The 26,225-nt window shown below is 47.7% G+C and carries 24 protein-coding genes and 1 riboswitch; of the genes, 15 read left to right on the forward strand and 9 right to left on the reverse strand.

What is annotated here, in order from left to right; genetic code table 11:
* The first annotated feature begins 141 nt into the window (after positions 1-141).
* Positions 142-1,038, forward strand: a complete 897-nt coding sequence (locus P6574_RS15225; RefSeq protein WP_310621119.1) for a TIGR01459 family HAD-type hydrolase — start codon at positions 142-144, stop codon at positions 1,036-1,038.
* 24 nt (positions 1,039-1,062) lie between these two features.
* Here the strand turns inward: P6574_RS15225 and P6574_RS15230 are convergent, their stop codons facing one another.
* Together P6574_RS15230 and P6574_RS15235 are read right to left on the reverse strand one after the other, a co-directional pair.
* Positions 1,063-1,746: a protein phosphatase CheZ gene (locus tag P6574_RS15230; RefSeq protein WP_310621120.1), complete on the reverse strand. Its 684-nt coding sequence runs from the start codon at positions 1,744-1,746 to the stop codon at positions 1,063-1,065.
* 154 nt (positions 1,747-1,900) lie between these two features.
* On the reverse strand, positions 1,901-2,284 hold the full coding sequence (locus P6574_RS15235) for a response regulator (protein WP_310621121.1): 384 nt from the start codon (positions 2,282-2,284) through the stop codon (positions 1,901-1,903).
* Positions 2,285-2,559: 275 nt separating this feature from the next.
* Between P6574_RS15235 and P6574_RS15240 the strand changes: the two genes are divergently transcribed.
* The 11 genes from P6574_RS15240 (at position 2,560) to P6574_RS15290 (ending at position 15,866) form a co-directional block, all read left to right on the forward strand.
* Positions 2,560-3,006, forward strand: a complete 447-nt coding sequence (locus P6574_RS15240) for a MaoC family dehydratase (RefSeq protein ID WP_310621122.1) — start codon at positions 2,560-2,562, stop codon at positions 3,004-3,006.
* Between the two features lie 122 nt (positions 3,007-3,128).
* Positions 3,129-4,118: a bifunctional riboflavin kinase/FAD synthetase gene (locus P6574_RS15245; RefSeq protein WP_310621123.1), complete on the forward strand. Its 990-nt coding sequence runs from the start codon at positions 3,129-3,131 to the stop codon at positions 4,116-4,118.
* A 384-nt stretch (positions 4,119-4,502) separates the two neighbouring features.
* Complete coding sequence (gene ileS, locus P6574_RS15250; protein ID WP_310621124.1) at positions 4,503-7,436, forward strand: isoleucine--tRNA ligase; 2,934 nt, start codon at positions 4,503-4,505, stop codon at positions 7,434-7,436.
* Between the two features lie 41 nt (positions 7,437-7,477).
* Positions 7,478-7,978 carry a signal peptidase II gene (gene lspA, locus P6574_RS15255; protein ID WP_310621125.1) on the forward strand — a complete coding sequence of 167 codons (501 nt, stop codon included), beginning with the start codon at positions 7,478-7,480 and terminating at the stop codon, positions 7,976-7,978.
* A 198-nt stretch (positions 7,979-8,176) separates the two neighbouring features.
* Positions 8,177-8,938 (forward strand): hypothetical protein, encoded by a 762-nt coding sequence (locus P6574_RS15260; protein ID WP_310621126.1) that lies wholly within the window; start codon positions 8,177-8,179, stop codon positions 8,936-8,938.
* Between the two features lie 163 nt (positions 8,939-9,101).
* Complete coding sequence (locus P6574_RS15265; protein WP_310621127.1) at positions 9,102-10,526, forward strand: M16 family metallopeptidase; 1,425 nt, start codon at positions 9,102-9,104, stop codon at positions 10,524-10,526.
* Positions 10,526-11,863 carry a M16 family metallopeptidase gene (locus P6574_RS15270; RefSeq protein ID WP_310621128.1) on the forward strand — a complete coding sequence of 446 codons (1,338 nt, stop codon included), beginning with the start codon at positions 10,526-10,528 and terminating at the stop codon, positions 11,861-11,863. Before P6574_RS15265 ends, P6574_RS15270 begins: the two co-directional genes overlap by 1 nt.
* A 255-nt stretch (positions 11,864-12,118) precedes the next feature.
* Positions 12,119-12,700 (forward strand): hypothetical protein, encoded by a 582-nt coding sequence (locus P6574_RS15275; protein WP_310621129.1) that lies wholly within the window; start codon positions 12,119-12,121, stop codon positions 12,698-12,700.
* A 322-nt stretch (positions 12,701-13,022) separates the two neighbouring features.
* Positions 13,023-13,310 carry a co-chaperone GroES gene (gene groES / locus P6574_RS15280; RefSeq protein ID WP_310621130.1) on the forward strand — a complete coding sequence of 96 codons (288 nt, stop codon included), beginning with the start codon at positions 13,023-13,025 and terminating at the stop codon, positions 13,308-13,310.
* A 58-nt stretch (positions 13,311-13,368) separates the two neighbouring features.
* On the forward strand, positions 13,369-15,021 hold the full coding sequence (groL, locus tag P6574_RS15285; protein ID WP_310621131.1) for a chaperonin GroEL: 1,653 nt from the start codon (positions 13,369-13,371) through the stop codon (positions 15,019-15,021).
* A 191-nt stretch (positions 15,022-15,212) separates the two neighbouring features.
* Positions 15,213-15,866, forward strand: coding sequence for an NAD(P)H-binding protein (locus tag P6574_RS15290; RefSeq protein ID WP_310621132.1), 654 nt, complete (start codon positions 15,213-15,215; stop codon positions 15,864-15,866).
* Positions 15,867-15,878: 12 nt separating this feature from the next.
* On the opposite strand, the gene P6574_RS15295 is transcribed toward P6574_RS15290, so the two are convergent.
* Entirely contained in the window at positions 15,879-16,898 is a 1,020-nt protein-coding gene (locus P6574_RS15295; RefSeq protein WP_310621133.1) for a hypothetical protein, read from the reverse strand.
* 198 nt (positions 16,899-17,096) lie between these two features.
* Between P6574_RS15295 and msrA the strand changes: the two genes are divergently transcribed.
* The gene (msrA, locus tag P6574_RS15300; RefSeq protein WP_405048106.1) at positions 17,097-17,717 is read left to right on the forward strand and encodes a peptide-methionine (S)-S-oxide reductase MsrA; all 621 of its coding nucleotides are present in this window, start codon (positions 17,097-17,099) and stop codon (positions 17,715-17,717) included.
* On the opposite strand, the gene P6574_RS15305 is transcribed toward msrA, so the two are convergent.
* Complete coding sequence (locus tag P6574_RS15305; RefSeq protein WP_310621134.1) at positions 17,710-18,606, reverse strand: LysR family transcriptional regulator; 897 nt, start codon at positions 18,604-18,606, stop codon at positions 17,710-17,712. The two genes, msrA and P6574_RS15305, sit on opposite strands and share 8 nt — an antisense overlap.
* A gap of 108 nt (positions 18,607-18,714) precedes the next feature.
* Here P6574_RS15305 and P6574_RS15310 point away from each other — a divergent pair, with 108 nt between their 5' ends.
* Positions 18,715-19,716, forward strand: a complete 1,002-nt coding sequence (locus tag P6574_RS15310; RefSeq protein ID WP_310621135.1) for an NADP-dependent oxidoreductase — start codon at positions 18,715-18,717, stop codon at positions 19,714-19,716.
* 29 nt (positions 19,717-19,745) lie between these two features.
* Here the strand turns inward: P6574_RS15310 and P6574_RS15315 are convergent, their stop codons facing one another.
* Positions 19,746-20,984, reverse strand: coding sequence for a PQQ-dependent sugar dehydrogenase (locus P6574_RS15315; RefSeq protein WP_310621136.1), 1,239 nt, complete (start codon positions 20,982-20,984; stop codon positions 19,746-19,748).
* A 287-nt stretch (positions 20,985-21,271) separates the two neighbouring features.
* Positions 21,272-21,376: riboswitch (SAM-I-IV-variant riboswitch) on the forward strand.
* An 84-nt stretch (positions 21,377-21,460) separates the two neighbouring features.
* Between P6574_RS15315 and P6574_RS15320 the strand changes: the two genes are divergently transcribed.
* Complete coding sequence (locus P6574_RS15320) at positions 21,461-21,832, forward strand: hypothetical protein (RefSeq protein WP_310621137.1); 372 nt, start codon at positions 21,461-21,463, stop codon at positions 21,830-21,832.
* 30 nt (positions 21,833-21,862) lie between these two features.
* Here the strand turns inward: P6574_RS15320 and P6574_RS15325 are convergent, their stop codons facing one another.
* The 4 genes from P6574_RS15325 to P6574_RS15340 form a co-directional block, all read right to left on the reverse strand.
* The gene (locus tag P6574_RS15325) at positions 21,863-22,300 is read right to left on the reverse strand and encodes an acyl-CoA thioesterase (protein WP_310621138.1); all 438 of its coding nucleotides are present in this window, start codon (positions 22,298-22,300) and stop codon (positions 21,863-21,865) included.
* A 165-nt stretch (positions 22,301-22,465) separates the two neighbouring features.
* Positions 22,466-23,260: a ChbG/HpnK family deacetylase gene (locus tag P6574_RS15330; RefSeq protein WP_310621139.1), complete on the reverse strand. Its 795-nt coding sequence runs from the start codon at positions 23,258-23,260 to the stop codon at positions 22,466-22,468.
* 98 nt (positions 23,261-23,358) lie between these two features.
* On the reverse strand, positions 23,359-24,843 hold the full coding sequence (locus tag P6574_RS15335; protein ID WP_310621140.1) for an ArnT family glycosyltransferase: 1,485 nt from the start codon (positions 24,841-24,843) through the stop codon (positions 23,359-23,361).
* A gap of 7 nt (positions 24,844-24,850) precedes the next feature.
* Complete coding sequence (locus tag P6574_RS15340; RefSeq protein ID WP_405048107.1) at positions 24,851-25,996, reverse strand: glycosyltransferase; 1,146 nt, start codon at positions 25,994-25,996, stop codon at positions 24,851-24,853.
* Between the last annotated feature and the right edge of the window lie 229 nt (positions 25,997-26,225).

Genomic DNA, 26,225 nt, shown 5'->3' on the forward strand with positions numbered 1-26,225 from the left:
GCAGCCCATCAGGGAGAAGAAAAAACTTCTCTTTATCAGCATAGTCGCTAAGCGACCGGAGGCCACAAACCTTTAATCATTGTCCCGCCCTTATTTGGATCAAGCGGCTTTGCATTTCAAGTTCCACCTCACCGCAGCACATTGGAATTCTCCTCACCTATGAATAACGTCAAGATGCAAGCCCGAGCAATCAACGGCCTATCTGCAATAGCACCTCATTTTCAAGGGATCCTTTGCGATGTCTGGGGCGTTCTTCATAACGGAAAACAAGCGATACCCAATGCAGCCCACGCCCTTTGCAATTACCGGAAAAACTTTGGTAATCCCGTCGTCTTAATCACAAATTCACCGCGTAGCGCACAACAAATCGCGCATCATCTTGCTTCGCTTGGAATACCAACAGAAGCATATGACGCCATCATCACATCCGGCGATACTGTCCGCGATCTACTTTCCCAAAAAGATGTTCCAAATATTTTTCACATCGGACCACACCGTCATCAGAATTTCTTTGAAAAGATTGAATGTAATTCCACTGATGCCAACCAAGCTGATTTGATAGTTTGTACGGGGCTGAGGGACCGTGAAAATGAAAATCCAGAACACTACCGACAGCAATTTGCGGAGTATATCTCCTTAGGCTTGACCATGATTTGCGCAAACCCCGATATTGTTTCAGAACATGGAGACAAATTGGTTTGGTGTGCGGGGTCTTTAGCCCGGCTTTACAATGAAATGGGCGGGCAAGTTCTCACGACTGGGAAGCCCAATCCTCCAATTTATCAAAGTGCACTCAGGCAACTTGAGAACCTAAGCAATACCAAGCTTCCTACCAACAGGATTTTGGCAATTGGGGACGGGCTATTCACCGATATCAAAGGTGCCAATGCCAAAGGTTTGGGAACTCTCTTCCTAAGTGGAGGAATTCATGCAAGTGAATGGCAAGTGGAAGAGAAGGATTTCATGCCGTCGCTCCATATCAGATTGGAGCAGGAAGGCCTGGAAGTTCAATCTGTAATGCGGCGCCTTCACTGGTAAGGCACCGTTTCCTGCATTTGTCGCTTAGCCAAAAAGCTTATCAATGTCGGCTTGATCCGAGGATCCCATTAACGCATCAATATCTCCTTGCGAGACACCTTCTCCAACATGCTGGGGACCGTGCAGAATAAGCTCGCGTGCGCGCTTTTCCTCCTCGGATTCTTCCACTTCATCACTCGCATTTACTTCTTGACTCAATCGTAAATGTTCAATGAAAGTCGATACTCTCTCATCGATAAAGTTCAAAGTGCGTACAACACGGGAAATGCGCTGACCGGTAATATCTTGAAACGCACAAGCCTGAAAAATCTCCATAACCTGCGCATTTACAGTATCCACATAAGCTTCGCTCTCTTCAGGGTCAGCAGCCATAATAGCTTCTGCTGCCTCCATAATAGAGTTTGTCGCCTCCTCGGTAGCAGAAACAATTGCATCAAGCTCTCGGCCTGCCTCTGGAATACGATTGCTTTTCATTTCTGCGACGCGCAGCTTGGCAATCTCACTTTTCATGCGCGCAATTTCGGCACCGATAGCCATAAGCTCTTCGGTAAAATTAGGCTGCACTTGTATAACCGCGTCAGTCATAGACCCAGCCATCACTTCAGCCAGACGCATCACATCATTGAGTGTAATTTCTGTTGTACGAGTCTTGTTTTCCTCAAGAAACTCGATAACGCTTTTAACGTCCAAATTTTCAACAATCGCCATTTTGCATTCCATCAAGCGACTTTTTAGGTGAATACAGAGGTCTAGCACCCTTCTTGAAGACTAAATCCTCAAGACAGCCCCCTCCCCCTCAAAGCCTGTAGGGCACGGCTGTGCCCTAATTAAACTGTATACGATCCTCGATTGGGGGAGAGTTTTAACTCGCGAAAACCGCCTCAATTTTCCCTTTTAGGGTTTGAGCGTTAAATGGCTTCACAATGTAATTGTTAACGCCAGCTTTTTTCGCTGCGATCACATTTTCAGTTTTTGATTCAGCGGTCACCATGATGAACGGTGTTTTACAAAGCGCTGGTTCCTGGCGAACTTGTTTCAAAAGTTCATAGCCTGTCACAGGCTCCATGTTCCAATCCGAAATAACCAGCCCATAGCGGCGCTGCTTCATTTTTTCGAAGGCTTCTTGTCCATCTGCCGCATCATCGATATCGTTAAAGCCAAGTTGCTTCAACAAGTTACGAATGATTCGAATCATGGTCTTATAATCATCGACAACCAAAATAGGCATCTGAAGATCAACGGCCATGTAATACTCCATACTTCCACTGGAGCCCATATTACAGAGCTCTTAAGGCAAAACGACTGGTCTTAAAGGGTGATAGAAACTCTCGTAAAGAGAATCAGTTGCAGCTCACCTGACCCCACACATATAGCAAAATTAACATCTATGATTGAATGTTAGGTTAATTTTACCAACTTTATCAGCTAGGCTAAGGGTTCAATTGTCTTTTACCCCATTTATTTGATAGATTGACAGTCCTAGAATTACAACTATTTGTCTCTAGTAAATAGGAATTGGGAATGCTTACGCTACGCGCTTTATCATTTGAAGACCTAAAAGTGGGCATGGTGGAGGAGCTAAAAAAATCTGTTAGTTCCCAAGATATTGTCGGCTTTGCTGAAATATCGGGCGACAGAAACCCTATTCACCTCTCCGAGCATTTTGCTGCAAAAACACCCTTTAAAAGCCGTATAGCTCACGGCCTTTACACCGCTAGTCTGATCTCTGCAGTTTTGGGAACACGCCTGCCGGGTCCTGGCGCTATATATCTATCCCAAACTCTTAAATTTATGGCCCCAGTTTTTATTGGTGATGATGTTCTGGTTCGCGTCGAAGTCGGGGAGCTTATCCCAGAAAAATGCCGAGCCCTGCTTAAATGCACATGTTCTGTCGATGATAAAATCGTCCTTAAAGGCGAGGCTATTGTAAAAGTTCCAACACGTAGCGAGCTGGACGTCCCTGTTTAAAACTTTGATATCGGCTCACCCCACTGATTTACACTTTGCCACTTTGCAACAGATATGTTGTATAGACTTCGTCTTTTTACTCGGAGACAGCAGTCGGATCAGGAAACTGGAACACGTAGTTTATGAATGAGAACCCAGCGCAGGCCAAACCTTTTACTGTTCTAACAGATCTTTCCGCGGTGCCAGAGCATCTGCGCGGAGGAGTTGTAGCCATAGGAAATTTTGATGGCGTACACCGAGGCCATAGAGCAGTTCTTGATCTCACCTTGCAAGAGGCGAAAAAGCAAGGTGTTCCAGCTCTGGCAATGACATTCGAACCTCATCCTCGGACATTTTTCAAACCAGATGCACCTGTCTTTCGCTTAACACCCGCTCATGCAAAAGCCGAAATATTACAGGCAGCAGGCCTCGACGGTGTTATTCAAATTCCATTCAACAAAGACTTTGCTGGAATGTCCGCTGAAAGTTTTGTCGAAGACATCTTGGTTGACAAGCTTGGCATTACACAAAGCATCACTGGCTATGATTTTCATTTTGGAAGACAGCGAAAGGGAACACCAAAATTCCTCAAAGCTGCTGGAAAAGCCAACGACTTTCATGTGACAATTGTTGGCGCTGAAAAAGATGAGGGGCAAGACGTTATCTCCTCCAGCCGTATACGCACAGCTTTAGCCGATGGCGACATAGCGTTGGCAAACGGCTTGCTTGGTTACCGTTTCTTCGTGGAAGCTACTGTTCAGCACGGAGAAAAACGTGGACGTGACCTCGGCTACCCCACCGCAAATCTGAAACTGGCTGACAACTGTATCTTGAAATACGGCATTTATGCTGTGAGAGTTATGGTGGATGGAAAACTCCAGGACGGCGTCGCCAGCTTTGGAAGCCGTCCAACATTCGACAATGGCGCCCCTCTTCTCGAAGTTCACCTCTTTAATTTTTCTGGGGACCTCTACGACAAAGAACTACAGGTTTTCATACTTGGCTTCATTCGCTCCGAATTAAAGTTCGATAGTGTGGAAGCGCTTATTGCTCAAATGGATCAGGACAGCGCTGAATCGCGGGCAATTATTGCCTCTGTTCAGCCTCTTTCTGATCTGGACAGAGCTCTCTAGGCATTCCACCCAAAAGAAAACACATCAGCTCCAGGCCCTTTAACCCGCAGGCATATAAATTTGCAGTTTATCATTCACTCCTCTTTATTCCCTGTGAAAGCGCTGCTAAAAGCATCTCCATGTTTTGTGTAGTGGACATTCCTTGCAGCTATTTGCACCAAAGCAGCTTGGCAGGGCACAAATCGCCAGTGACTTTTGGAAAAGTGGCAGCGCGAATTATTGGCCCGGCCTTCGGCTGAGGCGCCCTTTAGTGTGCGCCCCGAAGGACCGGGACCTTGCTTTAGCCCTTAAAGCTAAAACCCTGTTTCATACGTGCTTTTTATACTCAAGCACTGCAATTCCTAGATTTACGGCAACATTGCCTCTGACTTACCGGATATAATTATGACTGAGAGTGCGACCAGAGATTACTCCGAGACGCTCAATCTGCCAAAGACTGACTTTCCAATGCGGGCCGGCCTTCCTAAGAATGAGCCTAAAATCCTTGAGCGCTGGAAAGAGGAAAACCTTTTTAAACAGCTGCGGGAACAGGCTGCTGGTAAGCCAAAGTTTATCCTTCACGATGGCCCCCCCTATGCAAACGGTAATATCCATATTGGTCATGCATTGAACAAAGTCCTGAAGGACATCATCAACCGCTCCATGCAGATGCAGGGCTACAATGCCCATTATGTGCCGGGTTGGGATTGTCATGGGCTGCCCATCGAATGGAAAATTGAAGAGCAGTACCGTAAAAAAGGCAAAAATAAAGACGCTGTTCCGGTCAATGAATTCCGCCGAGAGTGCCGTGACTTTGCAGGCAAGTGGATTGATGTTCAAAAAGAAGAATTCAAGCGTCTAGGCATTGAGGGTGATTGGAGCAATCCATACCTCACTATGAACTATGACAGTGAAGCGATCATTGCCAAAGAACTGATGAAGTTTGCCAGTTCTGGCCAGCTGTATCGCGGTTCCAAGCCAGTCATGTGGTCCATCGTTGAAAAAACCGCTCTTGCCGAAGCAGAAGTCGAATACGAAGATCACGAGTCCCACGCCATTTGGGTCAAGTTCCCTGTTCTCACAGGCGACGAAGCTCTTGTTGGCAAGAATGTCGTTATCTGGACTACAACTCCTTGGACGATTCCCGCAAACCGTGCAATTTCGTTCTCTAATACCATTGGATATGGGCTCTATAAAGTTACACAGGCAGCTGACGACAATTGGATAAAGGTTGGAGAAGAAATTATCCTGGCACACGCTCTGGCCGAGAGTGTCTTTAAATCAGCACGTGTTGATGCCTTTGAAAAGGTTGCTGATGTCGATCCTTCCAAAATCGAATATTGCGCTCACCCATTCCGTGGCGCAGCCGAAGCAAATGGGTACTACGACTTCTTCGTTCCAATGCTTTCCGGTGAGCATGTAACGGAGGATGCAGGTACAGGTTTTGTGCACACTGCCCCCGGTCACGGTGCAGAAGACTTCCAAATGTTTCTAGACAATCGTGAAGCCTTTAAAAAGGCCGGTACGGAACAAGTGCCTTTGACCGTTCAGGAAGACGGGGCTTACTACCCGCATGTGCCTTTGTTTGAAGGAAAATACATTCTGGACCGTAAAGGCAAAGACGGATCAACCAACAAAGCTGTTATAGAAAAGCTGAATGAAGTTGGTTCCCTTATTGCGCGGGCTAGAATCAAACACTCTTACCCGCACTCCTGGCGCTCCAAAGCTCCACTGATTTTCCGCAATACTCCGCAGTGGTTTGTCTACATGGATAAAGAGCTTTCCCAAGAAGCTCAAAAGGACACACTGCGCGGGCGAGCTCTCAAAGCAATTTCAGAAACCCGCTTTGTTCCCGCCTCCGGTCAGAACCGCATCAATAACATGATCGAATCACGTCCTGACTGGGTTCTTTCCCGCCAGCGTGCGTGGGGTGTGCCCATCTCCATTTTCGTCAATAAGGAAAGCGGAGAGGTATTGATTGACGACGCTGTCAACGACCGCATAGTTGAAGCTTTCACCAATGAAGGGGCCGACGCGTGGTTTGAAGACGGTGCTACACAGCGTTTCCTAGGAGAAGCCTACAAGGCTGAAGACTTCGAGAAAGTTGATGACATTCTCGACGTATGGTTTGATTCAGGCACAACACACGCGTTTTGTCTGGAAACTCGCGAAGAACTGTCTCCCAAGCGTAAGGGTATCGGCGGAGATGATTACGTTCTTTACCTTGAAGGTACAGACCAACACCGCGGCTGGTTCCACTCTTCCCTTTTGGAGAGTTGTGGCACGCGTGGCCACGCCCCATACGATGCTGTTGTAACCCATGGCTTTACCATGGACGAGCATGGCCGCAAGATGTCAAAGTCTCTGGGCAACACCGTAGCTCCGCAAGATATCATCAAGCAGTATGGTGCGGATATTCTACGCCTATGGGTTGGGTCCGTTGATTACCTTGACGACCAGCGCATTGGGCCAGAAATTATCAAGACTAACGTAGATGCGTATCGCAAACTGCGTAATACTTTGCGCTTCATGCTTGGAGCTCTGGGCCATTACAAAGGTGAAGAGATTGCTCTTGAAGACATGCCTGAGCTGGAACAGCTCATGCTGCATCGCCTGTCAGAGCTGGATGAAGTTGTTCGTGCAGCTTACAGCTCATTCGACTTCAGGAAAATCTTCTCCACCTTGTTCAACTTCATGACCGTTGAGCTGTCGGCTTTCTACTTCGATGTAAGAAAAGACGCTCTTTACTGTGACCCTCAGTCTTCTGTGAAACGTAAAGCAAGCCTTTATGTGATTGACCAGCTGTTCCGTCATTTGGTCACATGGCTCGCCCCTATCCTGCCATTCTCATCTGAAGAGTGCTGGACATATCGCAATGGCAAGGATAGCCAGTCCGTTCATCTGGAACAGTTTGCTGTTATTCCTGAAAACTGGAAAAACAATGAGCTTGCCCAGAAGTGGGAAAAAATTCGCAGTGTTCGCCGCGTCATCACAGGCGCTTTGGAAATCGAACGCCGGGAAAAGCGAATTGGTTCCTCTTTGGAAGCACATCCAACCGTGTATATCACCAATCAGGACTTGCTGGGTGCTCTTGAAGGGTTGGATTTGGCGGAAATTGCCATCACCAGCCAGATTGCAATTAGTACAGAAGCATCCCCTAATGGTGCCTTTACTCTGGATGAGATTGAAGGCGTGGGCGTCATTCCTGCCCTTGCAGAAGGGCAAAAGTGCGCACGCTCATGGAAGATTCTCCCTGAGGTTGGTAGTGATCCAGAATATCCGGATATTACTTTGCGTGATGCAGCAGCAATGCGGGAACTGGAAAGCGCAGCAAAATAGCTGCGCACTTTCCCACTATTCTGTGCAACAAAGGGAACAGAATGAAAAGCCAATGGACTTGGGGGCGTTATAGCCCCCTTATTGCACTCATCGCCACTATCGGTGCAGCGTTAGACCAGCTGGCGAAGATCTGGGTAGTCCATATCTATGATATGGCAAACAATGTCTTCATTTCCGTGCTGCCAGTATTGGATATTGTTCTGGTCTGGAATCGCGGTGTTTCCTACGGACTTTTCCAGCAAGATCACCCAATTGGACGATGGGCCCTCGCAGTTTTCACCGTTCTGGCTGCAATTGCCATCTGGGTTTGGGGTGTACGAAGCTCCAGCAAACCTTTATCCATATATCTTGGACTAATACTCGCTGGGGCTATCGGAAACGGTATTGATCGTATCTACTACGGGCAAGTGGTGGATTATCTATATTTCCACGTGAACAGCTTTTCATGGTATGTTTTCAACCTTGCCGACGTTTGGATCGTTCTTGGCGCAGCCGGTCTGTTCTGGGACAGTTTATTTTCAAAGAAAAAGAAGAAAACTTAACCTTATTGCTGCCTCAAACGTCAGTATGTAGGGGATTGGGAACTTTTCTAAACACGATTTTGCCAATTGGTGCCTAGTGGTGCTGCGAATCCCAAGGTATGCTAACCAAAACAGTGTTACTTAATTCTAAGGCAAGCTATAAGGTTATTCGTTAAGTGCTGTGCCTCTGCTGCAATTTGCAAAACAAGGAAGTTTAAAGTGCGTAGTCGGATTGGAACTCTTTTGCTGAAAACATCAGCTGCAACAACACTCTGCCTTGCTGTAGCAGGATGTGTAAGCGGAACTGATGGTTTTTCGGATGGTACCGAGAAAACAAAAGCAGAAGGAGACCTGATCGGCTCTGTTCTGACAGTTATTGGCGCTAAAGCCTCCAAAGGCGAGCCTATTAGCTACACCGAACGTGCTCCACTGGTTATGCCATCTGATAGAAAACGCTTACCAACTCCCGATGAGCGCGCTGTTGCTGACCTTGCTGCCAACTGGCCCAAGGACACACGCGATCAGGAAATGGCAGAACTGCGTGAGTTCTTTAAAACAGAAGACGGCAAGCCTCTTACAGCGGCTCAAATGGCCGCAGCACATGAGCTGACAAAGAACCTTCCTAAGCAGCAGAGAAACCGGATCCGCGAGCTTCAAGATGAGCGCATCATGGACGGCAAACCGCTGACACCACGCGAACTCCAGCAAATGAGCCGCGACTTCAAAGCAGCAAAAGCCAAAATTGCTGATGACAAAACGGCATTGTGTGAGCTGACCTCCGATAACGAGGTAGATCTGGCAACTTGTAAGTTGGAGCGCCGCTACCTGACACAGCCTCCACAGGCCTACAACATTCCAGCAGCCGGATATACTGTGAGCGTTTCTCCAGAAGACGACGAGGAAGAGTTCAAGAAAAAACGGAACACCGCTGCAGTTGACGATGGTGCACGGATTGATCTTGAAACAGGCATCCCCCGTTAAACCTTGGGAACTGTTATTTAAAAGTTAGAAGGCTCAAGAATACCAAGCGCGGCACCTACCGCGCTTTTTTCATTTCTACTTCACTATGTGACAAATAATTCATAGTGATCTCATCATTTGATGCCATATAGATAAAGCCCACCTCAACAAAGGATAGTACCGCGTGCGAGCAGCATCTCTTGTAAAAGCTTTGGCATTGGGCCTTTTTCTCAGCTCCCCCGCCTTTGCACTGGAAAAGCCCCCTAGCCCTTCAGAAAATAAGGCTTTCAAACAAATCCAGATTGGTGGAGAGGTTGAAACGAAAACTCTGGACAACGGCATGCAGGTGGTGGTGATTCCCGACCACAGATCCCCTGTGGTTACCCACATGGTCTGGTATAAAGTGGGCGCTGCGGATGAAAAGCCCGGAAAGTCCGGAATAGCCCATTTTCTTGAACACCTTATGTTCAAAGGCACCACAAATACACCAGAAGGAGAGTTCTCCCAAAAGGTATCTCAGGTTGGCGGTCAGGAAAACGCTTTCACATCCTCAGACTATACAGCCTACTATCAGCAGGTTGCCAAAGAACACCTCCCAATGGTTATGCGCTATGAAGCCGACCGAATGGAAAACCTTGTTCTAACAGACAAGCAAGTTCTTCCTGAACGTGATGTGGTGCTTGAAGAACGTGCCATGCGCATTGACAACAGCGCGGCCGCTCAATTGGCCGAAACCTTTAACCAGATGATATTCACAAATCACCCCTATGGTACGCCTGTTGTCGGCTGGGAGGGCGAGATTGCGAACCTCAACAAAGAGGACGCCATCGAGTTTTACAATACCTACTATACACCCAATAATGCTGTACTGGTGGTTGCCGGTGATGTGACGATGGATGAGGTGGCCCCGCTTGCCAAAGCCACCTATGGAAAACTGGAACGCCGCGCTGAGCCAGGGGAACGTATTCGTCCGGAAATCCAAAATGTTCGGGGTGAGCGGGAAGTTACTCTCCTTGATCAGCGGGTCGCGCAACCCTCCCTACAGATGGGCTGGGTTGTTCCCAGTTACACGACTGCCGATAACCGTGAAGCAGAAGCTCTAGACATTTTCGCAGACATTCTTGGTGGCGGCACAAACTCGCGCCTGTACAAGCGGTTGGTTGTTGAAGAGAAACTGGCAACAAGCGCAGGCAGTTGGTACAACTCAACTGCGGTTGACGACAGCCAGCTCAAGGTTTTTGCCACGCCTGCAGATTCAATAGAACTGAGTACTATCGAGAACAAGTTAGAGGCTGCAATTGCAGATATTGCACAAAACGGCGTAACCAATGAAGAAGTCGAGCGTTCCAAACGCTCAATGCTCGCCTCTGCCATATACGCTCAAGACAAGCAGAGCGCACTTGCCCGCTTGTTTGGTGCAACCCTGACCACTGGTGGGACGGTAGAGGATGTTCAAAGCTGGCCCGAAAATATTATGAGTGTTACTCCCAAAATGGTGCAGAGTGTAGCTCAAAAGTACATTCAAGCCCCCGCAGCGAAAGGCTATTTGCTGCCTGCCCCAGCCCCTCAAAAAACCTCGAAGGCCAAACAGGAAGGAAATAACAGCTAATGAAAAAAAATAGCTTATTTCCGTTAGTCTATGCTCAGGCAATTTGCACCTGCGTACTCGCCTTACTTCTGTTCCCGGTCGCTTTCTTGCAAACCGCCAAGGCCTTCGAGATTCAAGAGGTCACCAGTAAGAGCGGCATCAAGGCCTGGTTGGTGGAAAACTACAGCGTGCCCATTATTGCCATGGAGTTTTCTTTTCAAGGCGGCAGCACTCAAGATCCAAAAGAACAACTGGGTTTAACCAACCTCCTTTCGTACACACTGGATGAAGGTGCAGGTGACTTGAATTCCCAGCAATATCAACTCGCATTGGAAGACCTGACCATGTCTGTGGGCTTTAGAGCGGGGAAAGACCGGTTTTACGGTTCCATGCGCACTCTTCAGCCCAATTTAACAGAGGCAGTAGAAATGTTGAGGCTCGCAATCAATGAGCCACGTTTTGACCCGGAACCCGTTGAGAAAATCAAATCTCAAATCATCACTGGCATTAGACGCGCCCAAAAACAACCGGACGCCATTGCCGCCCGAGCACTGAGCCAAATGCTCTTCCCCAATCATCCTTACGGCCAAACGAGCTTGGGAACCGAGGCGAGCGTCTCTACGCTGACAAGCCAGAACCTGCGGGATTTGAAAGCTAAACTTTTTGCTAGGCAAGCTCTGAATATCGGCGTGGTGGGCGCAATCAATGCCGAGCAACTGGCGGAGGCTCTGGACAAAGTCTTTTCCAAACTCCCTGAGAAGGCACTGCTTCAAACAATACCTGACATCATTCCTGTTGAAGGGGAGAAGCAAGAGATCGCCTTCAAAGCTCCTCAATCTACTATCCAGTTTGCCCTACCAGGTCTGGAACGCACTGACCCTACCTTTATTCCAGCCTATGTGATGAACCATATTTTAGGGGGTGGCTCCTTCACTTCTTGGCTGTATGAGGAGGTTCGCGAGGAGCGTGGCCTTGTGTATTCCATCGGCACCTACCTCGTGCCCTATGAGCACTCAGCCCTCCTCATGGGAGCTACCGGTACGCGCAGTGAGAATACAGAAAAAGCCCTTGCTATTATTGAAGAGCAATTGGCACGCATGGGAACTGACGGTCCTACAGAAGAAGAACTCCAGAAAGCAAAAGGCTATATCACAGGGTCCTATGCCCTGAACTTTGACAGTTCCGGTGCAATCGCCCTTCAACTTGTCGGCATTCAAAACGCAGATCTGGGTATCGATTATATTAGTGAACGCAATGACAAGGTGAATGCGGTCACCTTGGATCAAGTTCGCTCAGTGGCATCTGAACTCTTGAAAGATAAAAAACCTTCAATAGTAGTTGTCGGACCGATCAACTAGACAAGCTCTCGACGACCGGCTCCGATAGGAAGGCTCCTATATGAGAGGCCTCCTATTGGAGCAATATCGCCCCTAGGTAGAAACTGCAGAAATTGGTCTTCGCATTTTTTCAAAACCCCCTACTCCATATGCCATAGTGATTTGAAACTATAGATTAATCCAAACTGCGAGCTTTTATTGTCCTCTAAAACTTAAAAGAGTATACCTTTAAAAATGGCAATGAAGAATCACGACTAATTTATCGCGGGGAATGTCATGGAAGAACAAAAGGTTGCTCTGAAAAAGCTAAGGAAATTCACCGCCTTTACAGCATTTTTCCTGTTTGCCAGTCCAGCGATCTCTTATGCTGAGCAACCTTCATCTCTCCCCATCTCTAGTGGGCTGCAAAAAGCCTACACCGCCTATGAAAATGCATGGACCAACGCCCCTTTAGGGTTCTCTGCTGCCAAGTTCATCAAATCTCCAGCTAAAGCCTACGGTATCTATGAGGACCGAGAGCACTCCACTTACCATAATGGCGAGAAGATTATTGTTTATGCCCAGCCAGTTGCCTACAAATTCCAAGAGGAAAACGGTCAGTATTCACTCAAGCTCAACGTAGACTTTGAGGTTCGAAACAAATCCGGCCAAATCATCACATCCAATGAAAATACAGCATCCTTCAAACACTCCGCCTCTGAGAAGTTTTATGAATATCAAACCAGTCTGAGTTTCTCCCTTGAGGGCTTTCACGAGGGAGACTATCTTCTTTTTGTTCGTATGAATGACCTTGTTTCAGGGGATCAGGGCGATTTCGAGCTCCCCTTTTCCATTGTCCCGGCAGCTATTCATGAGTAGCAGAATCACCCTAAAACGGCCTCGGGATCTAGACTAAATTTACCCAGCGCCCCTGCACTCAATCTTACTTATAATTAGTTATATTTGGCATAATCCCCCCTTCAACTCGCCTATCCTTCCTCTGAAATCTCTAGGGATTTAACTTTTTTTACTGGCAGTTCCTTGACAGTTTCATATACCGAAACTACATCAGTTGCGGTCATTGGCACTCTGCCTTTGGGAGTGCTAATGACTGTGGAGTTCGCTTCACAACTCTCAAAGTTTTAACCATTGAGCTCGGCTGCTGCCTATGAGGGGCGCCACGCATGAGAGGATAGCAAATATGGGTTTTCGTCCGCTACACGACCGCGTAGTCGTTCGCCGCATTGAGTCCGAAGCAAAAACTGCTGGTGGCATCATCATTCCAGATACTGCACAGGAAAAGCCACAGGAAGGCGAAATCATCGCTGTTGGTACAGGTGCACGTAAAGACAACGGTGAAATCGTTGCTCTCGACGTCAAAGCTGGTGACCGTGTTCTGTTCGGGAAATGGTCCGGCACTGAAGTTAAGATCGACGGTGAAGACCTGTTGATCATGAAGGAATCCGACATCATGGGTATCCTGGCTTAATTGCAGCCAAGACGCACACGATCCCTTCAATCTACAAGTATCAAAGTGAGACAAAACCATGGCTGCTAAAGAAGTCAAATTCGGTACAGACGCCCGCGATAAAATGCTTAAAGGCGTTGATATCCTCGCAAACGCTGTAAAAGTTACTCTCGGCCCTAAAGGCCGTAACGTTGTTCTGGACAAAGCTTTCGGCGCACCACGCATCACTAAAGATGGCGTTTCTGTTGCGAAAGAAATCGAGCTGGACGACAAGTTCGAAAACATGGGCGCACAGATGGTGCGTGAAGTTGCTTCCAAAACCAACGACATCGCTGGTGACGGTACAACAACTGCAACAGTTCTTGCACAAGCCATCGTTAAAGAAGGCGCAAAGTTCGTTGCAGCTGGCATGAACCCGATGGACCTGAAGCGCGGCGTTGATCTTGCTGCTGCTGCTGCGGTCGCAGACCTGACATCCCGTTCCAAGTCTATTTCTTCTTCTGAAGAAGTTGCACAGGTTGGTACAATCTCTGCAAACGGCGACACACAGATCGGTACTGACATTGCTGAAGCAATGCAGAAAGTCGGCAACGAAGGCGTTATCACTGTTGAAGAAGCTAAGTCTTTGGAAACAGAGCTTGAAGTTGTTGAAGGTATGCAGTTCGACCGCGGTTACCTGTCACCTTACTTCGTGACTAACGCTGAAAAAATGATTGCTGATCTGGAAAAGCCACTTATTCTCCTTCACGAGAAGAAGCTTTCCAACCTGCAGGCAATGCTTCCTTTGCTTGAAAGCGCTGTTCAGTCCTCCCGTCCACTGCTGATCATTGCAGAAGACGTTGAAGGCGAAGCTCTTGCAACTCTCGTTGTGAACAAGCTGCGCGGTGGCCTGAAAATTGCTGCTGTTAAAGCTCCTGGCTTCGGTGATCGTCGTAAAGCAATGCTTGAAGACCTCGCTATCCTGACCGGTGGTACAGTTGTTTCCGAAGATCTCGGCATCAAGCTGGAAAACGTAACTATCGACATGCTCGGCACTGCCGACAAGGTGAACATCTCCAAAGAGAACACCACTATTGTTGACGGTTCTGGCGACAAAGCTCAGATCGAAGCACGTGTTGCTCAGATCAAAGCTCAGATTGAAGAAACTACTTCCGACTACGACCGTGAAAAGCTGCAGGAACGTCTTGCCAAGCTTGCTGGCGGTGTTGCAGTTATCCGCGTTGGCGGTGCAACTGAAGTTGAAGTTAAAGAGAAAAAAGACCGTGTTGACGATGCACTGAACGCAACACGCGCAGCTGTTGAAGAAGGTATCGTACCAGGTGGTGGTACAGCTCTGCTTCGTGCAAAAGCTGCGGTTGCCAAGCTTTCTTCTGAAAACGTTGACATTGAAGCTGGTATCAAGATCGTTCTTCGCGCTCTTGAAGCTCCAATTCGCCAGATCGCTGAAAACTCCGGCGTTGAAGGTTCAATCGTAGTTGGCAAGATCCAGGACAACATTAAAGACGAAACTTTGGGCTTCAATGCGCAGACCGAAGAATACGTCAACATGATTGAAGCAGGTATTGTTGACCCAACTAAGGTTGTACGTACAGCTCTTCAGGACGCAGCATCTGTTGCTGGTCTCTTGATCACAACTGAAGCTATGGTTGCTGAACTGCCTAAGGCAGACGGCCCTGCAATGCCTCCAATGGGCGGCGGCGACATGGGCGGCATGGGCGGTATGGGCTTCTAAGCCACGCTTCCAAACGCTTTTAATCAATCTGGGCACCTTTCGGGGTGCCCTTTTTGTTTGCGGCAGCTGCCTTTTTCTGGAAATTCTGTAGTTTGGAGCGGGTATCACAATTTCCTTGAACCCATTTGCGATTTGCTATCCAATTCCGTAGATCTCTTTAAATAAAATTTAGAATGCTTGGGGCACACTTCATGGAAAAATCGGCATTAGTTTTAGGCTCATCAGGTTTGATCGGTTCCAGCCTGCTCTCCCAATTACTCGAGAATGACCGCTATAGTTCCGTATCCGCCTTGGTACGCAGTGAGATACCTTTAAAGCACCCTAAGCTCAAACAGCATGTGGTCGACTTCTCAAACCCCGCTACATTGTCCTCCCTCGTAAGAGCTGATGATGTTTTTTGTTGTTTGGGAACCACTCAAAAGACAGCAGGATCAAAGGAAGCTTTCTATGCGGTCGACTTTACTCTCATTCACGAACTGGCAAAGCTCGCGAAGGCCAGTAGCGCTGAGCACTTTTTGCTGATTTCCTCAATTGGGGCCAACCCAAAGTCTTCAAGCCTCTACTTGAAAACAAAGGGGCAGCTGGAGCAGGCTATAACTGATCTGAAATTTTCAAAGCTGAGTATATTCAGACCTTCCCTCTTGCTTGGGGAGCGCAAAGAATTTCGCTTCAAGGAAACACTCTCCGCAGCCGTTTTGGGCCCGCTGGAAATATTCATGCAAGGTCCATTGCGCAATTACCGGCCCATCACTGCGAGGCAAGTTGCCAAAGCAATGCAAACCGCTGCCAATAACGGAGTCGGCAAAAACACACTTTACTTGTCCAGCGAGATTGCAAGAATGTAAGTACAGTCGGGTTTACGAATTTACGAAGCCACCGATCATGTTGCATATCATAGAGCGTTGAAGCGCCTTTACTGTGTTGCTGTTGGCCCTTGGCGCATACTCTGGGTAGTAGTAGAGCATAAACTCTGAAATCAGCTGAGCCCCCGGCAGGATTTCATTTTGGTCAATTGCTGTCGCATTGGATGCTATATTGTAGAACTGGCGATAAAGGCCAAGTCTATGGAGATTGGCCCAAAAGGTGGTACCATTAATCCCGTGGTTTCCACCCGGATCATTTTGCCCTTCATAATAAGCCTTTAAGTGATTGGGATCTATCAAGTTATGTCCAGTATGAAATCCTTGGGTATATTTTGTCTGGGGGACAAGGTTGAGACTGGCTCGAAAGTTCCCATCATACCCCTTCGCGGTATTAACGTCGTTGGCTTGTATCGAAAAATCCATTAGGCACATTGGTCTATAAAGGCTATTAACGCTTGAACCACCAAAGTAATTAGATTCCCAACCAGTGCGCAGATACGCCCAAAAAGTACCGCTTAATTCTCCTGAGGTGATGTAAACTACTCGAGTATTGCCGGTCACATTTTTGGCTGCATTTGCATTTTTCAGCTCATCCGTTGACATCTTGGTTGAAGACGTCTGCAAGTCAGCCATTGAATAATTTATGTCTTGCTGATCAACGCCCAACTTTGAAAAGACATAGTATTTTGACTCATAAATTCTGCCCGTCACATTTTGGAGGTTATATGTCAGCGCTTCTCTAGGATCATTCATTGAAAGGCCAGCAACCGCAAAGTAGAGCCGTGTTTCGGCGTTACCTGAGCAAAACCCATACTTATGCAAAGGGCGCAGACGTACAGATGTATGCCCCGTTGTTGGTAGAGTGGAATAGTAGATGCTTGGAAACTGATTGGGCTTTAAATCCAGCCCATAGCGGTAGCCGGTAGACGAAGCATCATTTTCCAGTCGAATTGTTCCAAACCCAATATTTCCTACTTGAATAATTCGTAGTTCCGCATTGTTTTGCACCGCCATCGTCGCCTCCATTTAAAAGAATATGGGTGCCGCGAACGGGCTCCCTCCTTCAACCAACAGGACGAAGCCAAAAAGCATTTGTGAAACGGGACCAACACACAGCTAACGTAAAAGTGATCATCTGTGAGCATACAGAGATTTGAAACTGTTTAGAGTATCAATAGCTTACACAACCAATAATTCACTGGATCTAATAAATTGCAACACGCTTCCAAATACATCTTCTCCAGTTTACTCCTCACGGCTCTTCTAACGGGTCCTCAGGCAACAGCAGCTCCAGCCCAAACAGCCATTTTTGCTGGCGGGTGCTTTTGGTGTGTTGAATCTGACTTTGACAAGATCCCGGGTGTTCTTTCCACTAAGTCCGGTTACATTGGTGGCACCGTCAAAAACCCGAGTTACAAGCAGGTCTCGGCTGGAGGAACAGGCCACAAAGAAGCGGTTGAAATCAAATTCGACCCCGATAAAGTTTCCTACAACGAGCTCTTGGAAGTTTATTGGCACAGTGTAGACCCAACGGACGCAGGCGGACAGTTCTGCGATCGAGGAGAAAGCTATACAACAGCAGTTTTCACAACAACGCCCCAACAGTTTCAAGAGGCCAAAGCCTCAAAACTAGCCATTGAAAAGGAACGTAACTTAAAGACCCCCGTCGTAACCCCTATTACTCAAGCCCCTACATTTTATGCAGCTGAAGACTATCATCAGGATTTCTACAAAAAGAACCCGCTCAAATATAAATTCTACAGATATCGCTGTGGACGGGATGCCCGTGTAAATGCGGTTTGGGGAGATGAAGCCTACAAAGGAATCAAGTAGTCCCAGTACTCTCGGATTTCAAGAAATCCAGAAAGGCCCTCACTTTGGGAGCGAGAAACCGCTTTTCAAGATAGAGGGCATATACCGCACTCTCGTCATATTGATAGGGCGTAAAACTATTGTCCTTCAGAACAGCTTGCAGGCGCCCTCTCGCCAAATCATCACCAATGACCCAAGTAGGCAACATAGTCAGGCCAGCTCCATTAAGGGCCATTTGGTGCACAGCAGCAACCGTATTCAGTTTTATTCTTCCCCTGACCTTGATCTGCCTCTCTCTGCCCCCAAGAACACGCAGGTAGGTCCACTTAGCGGCACAGAATTTTATAAATTGCCTCTCCTCCAGTTCATCCAGTGAATGAACCATCCCGTTTTTCTTAAAGTACTCGGGGCTACCGACAATCCGGTACTGGTTTTGATGGATCTTCGTAGCGATCAAATCGGAGTCTTCGAGGTGGCCGATGCGAATGGACAGATCAATTCCTCCCTCTCCCAAATCTATTCGCTGATCATCGAAGTCTACGTTCACCGTAACCTGCGGGTAGAGGTCCAAAAACTTACCAAGACGCGGAGCAAGCCAATACTCACCAAAAGCCCGTGTCACACTGAGTTTCAACTCTCCGGAGGGCAGTGCTTGCAAACCGTTAATTGCCTCGTGGGCATGGCGTTCCTCTTGCAATATACGCTTGGCGTGGGGAAGAAAAACAGAGCCTGCTTCAGTCAAGGTTATCCGTTTACGCGACCTGTTGAATAGCCGTGCCCCCATTTCATCTTCCAATGAGGATATATGGCGAGCAACGGAGGAAACCTGCGTATTCAGGCGCATAGCCACAGCGGAGAAACTCTCCTGCTCAGCGGTGTGAACAAAGCAGATAAGGCGAACTGACTTCATATTCTCTCTTTTGCAGTTATTGCAAAATATTCTTACATTTTTGAGTATAGATATTCAACTTTGCAAGTTCCATAGTACTAACAGAATTTCTAAGGAGAGCTTATTTTTATGAAAAATTCACGTATCCTCTTGGTAAAACGCCCTGTTGGTATGATTGCTCCAACGGACTTTGAAAAGCGCGAGGAAACCCTTCCTGAACTGGAAGAAGGAAAGGCACGTGTTCGAGTGACTTACCTTTCACTGGATCCTGCCATGCGCGGCTGGATGAGCGCTGATGAAAACAGCTATGTTCCGCCAATCCCTCTTGGTAGCACCATGCGGGGGCTGGCAGTTGGTATTGTTGAAGAAACCAAAACAAGTGAACTTAACAAAGGCGACTGGGTCGCCGGTTTCCTTGGCTGGACTACCTTTGCAGATGTTTCAGCAGCTGACGTGAATGTTGTTCCGCAAATGGTTCCAATGGATGCCTACATGGGTATTTTAGGTCTTGCTGGCGCCACCGCCTATTATGGTTTGATGGAGGTTGGTAAACCGCAGGAAGGTCAGACAATTTGCATCACTGGAGCCGCGGGTTCTGTTGGCTCCCTTGTTGGACAGCTTGCCAAAGCCCACGGCCTTCGTGTGATTGGCATTGCAGGCTCCGATGAAAAGTGTAAGTGGCTTACTGAAGAGCTGGGATTTGACGCTGCGCTCAACTACAAGACAGACGATCTGGAGGCAGGCATTCGCGAATTTGCACCCGATGGCTTGGATCTGCATTTTGAAAATGTTGGCGGAGCACCACTTCAGGCGGCTCTTAACAACATGAAAGCCCATGCAACAATCATCATGTGCGGCCTGATTTCCACCTATAACGCAACAGAGGCTCCTGCCGGACCTGAGCTCTCTGCAATTATCAAGAAACGCCTGACCGTTCAAGGGTTTGTAATGACAGACCACCTGCACCGGTTTGGTGAGTTCTTCGAAAAGCTTGGTGCTTACATGATGAAAGGTCAGCTAAAATATCGGCTGGACGTGGTAGAAGGGCTTGAGAATGCTCCAGTTGCCATCAACCGTTTGTTTGAAGGCACAAACACCGGAAAACTGACAGTTAAAGTTTCAGATCTTTAAATAGGAGCTGTGGGCATAAGCCCACAGCTTCACTCTGGCTCCGAGTACCATATCCGGTAAATTGCGCCTGCACGATCATCAGAAACAAGTAAAGACCCGTCGGGTAACTCAGCCGTATCCACTGGCCTTCCCCAATATTCTCCATCCCTACCAAGCCATCCTTCAGCAAAGACGGAGGTGCTGGTTGCGCGGCCTTCATCATTAACTTCGGTAAACATGACACGGGCCCCGATGGGTTCACTACGGTCCCATGAACCATGCTGGGCATTAAAAATGCCGCCCCTATAAATCCTTGGAAATTGCTCACCTTTGTAAAATGTCATTCCTAAATCAGCGGCATGGGCATCCATTTCCACTTCGGGAAAAATAACATCATCAGGGGCCCTAATATTTTTATAGCGTTCAGTTTTAACAGCACCGCCCCCATACCACGGAAAACCAAAATCTTGCCCAGCTTCGGTTTGCCTGTTTAATTCACCGGGCGGGATATCATCTCCCATTCCATCTACTTGATTATCCGTAAACCACAACTCTTGGGTACGAGGATGAAAGTCCATCCCTACGGAGTTACGCACCCCTGTTGTATAAACAAGGCGATCAGTTCCATCCTGCTCCATACTTATAATTCCCCCAATCCCAAGCTTCTGGTAGAGTTCCAGCTTGGATATTGGCGAAACATTATAGGGTTGGCCTAAAGATATGTAGAGCCTGCCATCTGGCCCGACCCTGCACACCCGCGCGCTGTGATTGCCAGATTCTTCCGAGGGCGGAATAAGGGTTCCTTGTGGTACAATTTCTATTGCCTTGGCATCTTGTTTGTTTAAAGCTTCAACTATCTGAGGGAACACGAGAACCCGGTTGCGCTCCGACACAAATAAGTCGCCCTCCCCGGAAAAGCACGGACCATTGGGCATATCTAAATCCAAATTGTCCCCAAGGCTCCGAACCCTCGCTAGCTCTCCTTTTTCCTTTTGGATAGGAAGGAGCCAGAGGTCTTCACCGCGCGTTCCAACAAAAACGGTTGTTCCATCCGGACTAATGGCCATATGGCGCGCATAAGGAACTTGCGCAAACAGTTCTATGTGAAATCCCGCGGGCATTTCTATGGCTTTTAGACGCTGCTCAACTGGCCCCAGCTCCTCCCGATCTATGGATAGAGGCTTTGAGACATCAACGTTTCTCGCTTCAGGCAGGCCAAGAGCAGCAGCTTCATCAGGCAAGCCGCCCCCGACAAAACAAACTAACAATAAAATAACGAGCCGTTCCATTTCACCTCTCTCAAGAGATCAGAAAAGTTCCGTCAACAGTAAACTAGTTTACTTCATAAACTGAGGCCCATAGGTAAAACCGGAAACAAGTATTAAAGCAATGGCCATCACAATTTGTTTACAGTGCTAGAAGAAGAGCTCCTCTGACAGATAAGTATTTTTGTGGATTAACTTGATTGCACTGCATTTTCCTTATTTTAGTTGAAATATCGGACTAACAACAGCCACAGGAAAGAGGCAAAATAAAAAGAAAGGGTTGATCCTGAGCAAACTTCGTGGCAAATCTCCCTCATCATCAAGAGAAGGGCTGGCGCCCTCGCCAACCTGCCGAACCGGGCAAGGTGGTATCCGCAATCGGGATGTGGCCGAAAATCGCAAACGGAAATCCTCCGTTAAAGCGAACGGCAACCAAGCGGTGTTTCAATGAATTCTGCGCCAGTTCTCCTCGGGAAACCGACGGAGGATAGACAAATAAAATGAGTAACGCTGCACTTGCATTACATCCAGAGTACCTGATTGACGCGCTGCCACCCCACCTCAAGGAGGAAGTGGTTCATCTTCAGGACGAAATTACGGCCCATTACTTGCTGGAGTGCCTTTTATTGAAGAAAGGCATTGAGGCTCGTGTTTTGTTGACCCGTAACCGTAGCCATTATTGTTATTTAGGTCAGGAAGAGCGAGCAAAGCGTTTTGCTGAACTTTTTCATTTATGGTCCCTCGGTTTTGACAGGGTGATTGACGAAGCATTGTTTGCTGACACTGCATTGCGCCTGCCAAAAGAATACGAACTTTTAAAACAAAGTGTCCGCAAGGGCTCAGCCGATCGCTCTTCACATTCACTCAAATAAGGCTGTACCTGTATTCTTCACTGCTGAGGATCAACAACTCGGCTCGATATTGTATTTTTCCTTCTGCTCCGCAGGAATCTCACATGGGTGTCCTTCATCATCAACGGCAACAAATATAAATTTGGCACTGGTCACTTTTTCACGATGACCATAACGATGGCGCAGTGCCCATGCTTCAACATGAATCTGCATCGAGGTTTTTCCAACCTTAAGCACCTTTGTATAAACGCACATAACATCGCCCACTTGGACGGGGCGAATAAATGTCATGCTGTCAATAGCAATGGTCACCACTCTGAGCCGGGCACATTCACCAGCACAAATTCCAGCTGCAATATCCATCTGTGATACAACCCACCCGCCGAAGATATCTCCTGATGCATTCGTGTCGGCCGGCATTGCCATTGTCCGGGTCGTCAGCTCCCCATGTGGCTGCTCATCTTGCTCCTGAGGAGCGTTGTCATTCATCAATTTTGCCTCTCTTCATGCCCTCTTAAAGGCATAGCACTTTATAGATACTCGCAGAGTAACGAACCCGCTTTCAGCGGCACTCATATTTCAACGTGAGCTAACCCATACACCATTCCACAACTTCTATGCAGTTATTGAATGACGAGGGCACAAGAAAAGCGTTTAAAACAAGAAAATGTCTTTCTCCATCAACAGAAATGGGAATTCCTCACCACGAAGAAAGTTTAACTGGTTTTGCCTATAATTACTCCACTTTCTTTCCCGCTTTGTGGGCGATATTTCTTCCGGGTAAGACGGACTGCAAAAAACCATTGTCTGATCATCTGCATTATTCAAGCTATTCCAGAAAAAGTCCCTCAACTCCTCATCATCTCGCAAAGGTAAAGGTAAACTGGGGCCAGACCTTATTGTTTCCAATCCTTGCTTTTCCGCTTTTTGCATGAACCGGTGAACCACACGGCCTGATGCTTTTGGTGCAACAAGTACCGGCTCCCTGCCTTTCATCAGCTTTACCACCTGTATCATTATGTCCGCTATGGCCGGAAAGCGCGCCAGATTATCTTGCATGGCTATAAAGGCCGGTGCCCGCGAATATACATTTTCAAACATATCGATCTGCACTGCAATTTCAGCCGATAACAAATCAATGGGCAACAAATTCAAGGGAGCACGGGCTCGATAAAAATTCTCAGTAGGAAACTCTTCACCAAATTTCTGCCTACCAAAATCTGTAACCGGCATTGCATTTTTAGTGAGTGAAACGGTTAGCCCCACCTGTGTACTATGTTCGGCCCACTCAACCACGTCGCGCAGTTGATAGAACTCTTTGGTCCACATGGGGCCAGTTACAGAACAGCCCACAGCTGATAAGCGCCCCGCTATGATGAGGTCGCAAATAGCGCGATCTACTCCATAGCTTTTCCCGAATTCAAGACTTGTCAATAATATGCGTTTCATCGGAGCCAAGCTCCTCTTAGCTGCCCACCCTTAGAGGATTTAATCTTACTCTTCCTCAACCAAATAATGCAACGCAATCATACCCTTAACCATGACATTTAGGGGGGAGTGGCCATGTAGATATTGACTATTTCGATTTCGTTATTTCCTGACATTCTGGAAAGAGTTTCTAGCAATCTGACCGTTTGAAAACGGGTCAAGAGCCTTTTAGACCGGTCGCGTCGAGCTTCGGTAACATAAAGAATAGGCTCTCCTTCATACTCCTTCAAAACCGCTTCCATCATGGAGTACCGTTCAGGCTCATTCAGCTGATAAACCTGTAGTCCCGTAGGTTTAAGGTGGTAGGAGAGTTGCCCGTTCACCGCATAGCTGGAGGTGCCAATCCAGCGGATGCCATTGTTTTTTGCCAGTCTGGAGATTTCGCTCCCAATAGCTCCCCACCCCCTTAGCTGATGGGTTGGGTCTTTTCTACCCAGACCAGAGAGAATCGGATGCAGAGCATGCAGGCTGATCAAGGTTGAGACGCTAACTCCAAGAATAACGGCTACCACACCAATTTTTGTTGCCCAGCCTTTCCACTTTTGTGAGCCATGGGAAGCGCCCACCCCAGCAACAATTGCCAAGGCTGGAAAGAGGGGTGCCAACCAGTTTCCCTGCACTCGGGCATGAAGGGAGTGCCAAAAAAGGTAGACAATAAAAGGAGAGATGGTCAGAACCAACAGGCTTGCCGCAGCTTTTTTTCCCACAAACTCTTGGGAAAGGTGCCCGCCCCCGACACAGGCCAGGAGAAACACAAGCGGGTTTAAGAGCCCGATAAACGCTCCAATAAACTCACCAAGATATTTTGCCGAATACCCTTCAGGCACCATGCGCCCAAATTGCTTTTGAAAGGAAACCCACTCATGGAGTGCATTCCAATAAAGGGCTGGGCTGAATACAAGTAAGGAGATTAGCCCCCCCACCCAAAGCTGCCACTTAAAAAAATAACTACGATAACGAGGTACCCACAAAAGCCAAATTACGTTTCCCAACCCAAGAAAACCTAGAGAATATTTGGATAAAAGACCCAGTCCTGCGAACAGACCCACAACAAGAAACCAGCTTGCATTTTCACAGCGAACGAACTCGCTAAGCGCCCACAGTGTCAGCCCCCAGAAAAATACGAGAGGAGCATCAGGGGTGGCGAGCATTGCCCCCACTCCAACCAGAAGACTGCTGTTAAACAAGAGAACAGACCACCCTGCAACCTCACTATCATACAGGATTTTAGCGGTTCTCCAGATAACCGCCGAACCAACAGCTGTGGCTAAAATACCCATGAGGCGCAGGCCCAGTGCAGTGTCCCCCACCAGCGCTTGCCCCATCCAAATCCACCAAGCAATCATAGGGGGGTGATCATAGTAGCCCAATGCCGGATATTGGCTCCATAACCAATAGTAGGCTTCATCTTCCACCAAGTCGATTGAAGCGCCTGTCGCAAGGCGAACTAAAGATAATACACCTACGAAGATACAAAGGGCTTCTGGACGTAACCAGAAGGGTAAACCGGAGGGCTCTTCATTAGGATTGGTGTTTCGGCTCACCCGCATCCTATCCACTCTTCCAAGTGAGCATGCGGCTAACGCTATAGTTCCAAAGTGCCCCCATGACAGCACCTGCAATTCCGGCAAGCCACCAGACCGGATTACTCGCATAGATCAGCTCTGCCACTCCAACATTGGCAAGAACACCAATGCTGCAAACCCCATAAAACACCATAAGGCCCCGCAGCCATTTCCACCCTTGTAGCCGTCTATCACGGTAGGTCAGCCTGTTATTCAAGATAAAGTTGGAAGTCATCGCAACAAAAGTCGCCATCAACTGCGCACTACTGAAAGGCAGGGAAGTTCCAATGAGCAACACTCTAAGTGATAAAAGGTGAACCAGCACTCCTGTACCTCCAACCATGGAGAACAAAAGAAAGCGCATAGAAATCATGTCATTAAAGAACTTGGAAACCAACAGACCAAAGTAGTCCAGAGTGACAAGTGTTTCGAGTTTACTTGCACCATGTTTGCGCCTACCAAAAACAAGGGGCACCTCTTTCACCCTTAAAGGTGTCTTATTCGATGCGACTATATCCAGTAAAATCTTGAAGCCTTGCTTGGATAGAGAAGGAGCAAGGTTTTCAAAAAGTGTTCGCTTCATCATAAAAAACCCGCTCATTGGGTCAGTAAGTTTTATACCCAACAGGCGGCGAGCAGCTCCATTGGCAATATTTGAAGCAAAAACCCGTTTTCCGTTCAAACCAACGCCAACACCCCCACCAGAGATGTAGCGGGATGCCACAACCAGATCCCACTTTCCCGTTCTCATAAAATCCAACATTTCCTTGAGAAGCCGAGCATCGTGCTGAAGATCAGCATCCATAACAGCCACAAAAGCAGCACTGGATGCCAGTATCCCTTCAATACAGGCACCTGAAAGTCCGCGTCGCCCCAATCGCCTTAGAACTCTCAATCTAGGCTCTGTTTGAGCAAGCTGGCGCGCTGTTTCCGTTGTCCCGTCCGGCGAATCATCATCAACAATGATCGCTTCCCACGCCACACCTTCCAAAGCCTGCTGTAATGCGGTGATAACATGGGAAATATTCTGGCTCTCGTTATAAGTCGGAAGCACAATGCTCAGCTCTGCAACACTTCCGACACGCGTAGCCCCCAAGAAATCCTTGGTTTTTAGTTTATGATTGACGAGCAATAATTTCCCTCATGAGGTGATAGAAGTGGAAGGCTTTCGTTTTTCCTCTAATATTTTGAACAGAATTTCGTACTCAGCGAAATCCCGAGATGCCTTAAACTGAGAAATCAGCCCCCCTTCCCCTTCCTCCCGCCTTGCCCTGCCCCCTTCAATAGTCTAGGAGACTTGCAACAAAAGACTTCACGTTAAGTCCCTCATACAATTAAAGATCAGTTTCAGGATGTGACGG

Origin of the sequence: Pseudovibrio sp. M1P-2-3 (genome assembly GCF_031501865.1) — a bacterium.
Lineage (GTDB): Bacteria > Pseudomonadota > Alphaproteobacteria > Rhizobiales > Stappiaceae > Pseudovibrio > Pseudovibrio corallicola.

Coding starts and splice junctions, on each gene's coding strand:
- P6574_RS15270 (WP_310621128.1), top strand. CDS start 10,526: ATGAAAAAAAATAGCTTATTTCCGTTAGTCTATGCTCAGGCAATTTGC.
- groES (WP_310621130.1), top strand. CDS start 13,023: ATGGGTTTTCGTCCGCTACACGACCGCGTAGTCGTTCGCCGCATTGAG.
- P6574_RS15235 (WP_310621121.1), bottom strand. CDS start 2,284: ATGGCCGTTGATCTTCAGATGCCTATTTTGGTTGTCGATGATTATAAG.
- P6574_RS15295 (WP_310621133.1), bottom strand. CDS start 16,898: ATGGCGGTGCAAAACAATGCGGAACTACGAATTATTCAAGTAGGAAAT.
- P6574_RS15325 (WP_310621138.1), bottom strand. CDS start 22,300: ATGAATGACAACGCTCCTCAGGAGCAAGATGAGCAGCCACATGGGGAG.
- lspA (WP_310621125.1), top strand. CDS start 7,478: ATGAAAAGCCAATGGACTTGGGGGCGTTATAGCCCCCTTATTGCACTC.
- groL (WP_310621131.1), top strand. CDS start 13,369: ATGGCTGCTAAAGAAGTCAAATTCGGTACAGACGCCCGCGATAAAATG.
- P6574_RS15330 (WP_310621139.1), bottom strand. CDS start 23,260: ATGAAACGCATATTATTGACAAGTCTTGAATTCGGGAAAAGCTATGGA.
- P6574_RS15275 (WP_310621129.1), top strand. CDS start 12,119: ATGGAAGAACAAAAGGTTGCTCTGAAAAAGCTAAGGAAATTCACCGCC.
- P6574_RS15320 (WP_310621137.1), top strand. CDS start 21,461: ATGAGTAACGCTGCACTTGCATTACATCCAGAGTACCTGATTGACGCG.
- P6574_RS15305 (WP_310621134.1), bottom strand. CDS start 18,606: ATGAAGTCAGTTCGCCTTATCTGCTTTGTTCACACCGCTGAGCAGGAG.
- P6574_RS15290 (WP_310621132.1), top strand. CDS start 15,213: ATGGAAAAATCGGCATTAGTTTTAGGCTCATCAGGTTTGATCGGTTCC.
- P6574_RS15310 (WP_310621135.1), top strand. CDS start 18,715: ATGAAAAATTCACGTATCCTCTTGGTAAAACGCCCTGTTGGTATGATT.
- P6574_RS15315 (WP_310621136.1), bottom strand. CDS start 20,984: ATGGAACGGCTCGTTATTTTATTGTTAGTTTGTTTTGTCGGGGGCGGC.
- P6574_RS15240 (WP_310621122.1), top strand. CDS start 2,560: ATGCTTACGCTACGCGCTTTATCATTTGAAGACCTAAAAGTGGGCATG.
- ileS (WP_310621124.1), top strand. CDS start 4,503: ATGACTGAGAGTGCGACCAGAGATTACTCCGAGACGCTCAATCTGCCA.
- P6574_RS15245 (WP_310621123.1), top strand. CDS start 3,129: ATGAATGAGAACCCAGCGCAGGCCAAACCTTTTACTGTTCTAACAGAT.
- P6574_RS15230 (WP_310621120.1), bottom strand. CDS start 1,746: ATGGCGATTGTTGAAAATTTGGACGTTAAAAGCGTTATCGAGTTTCTT.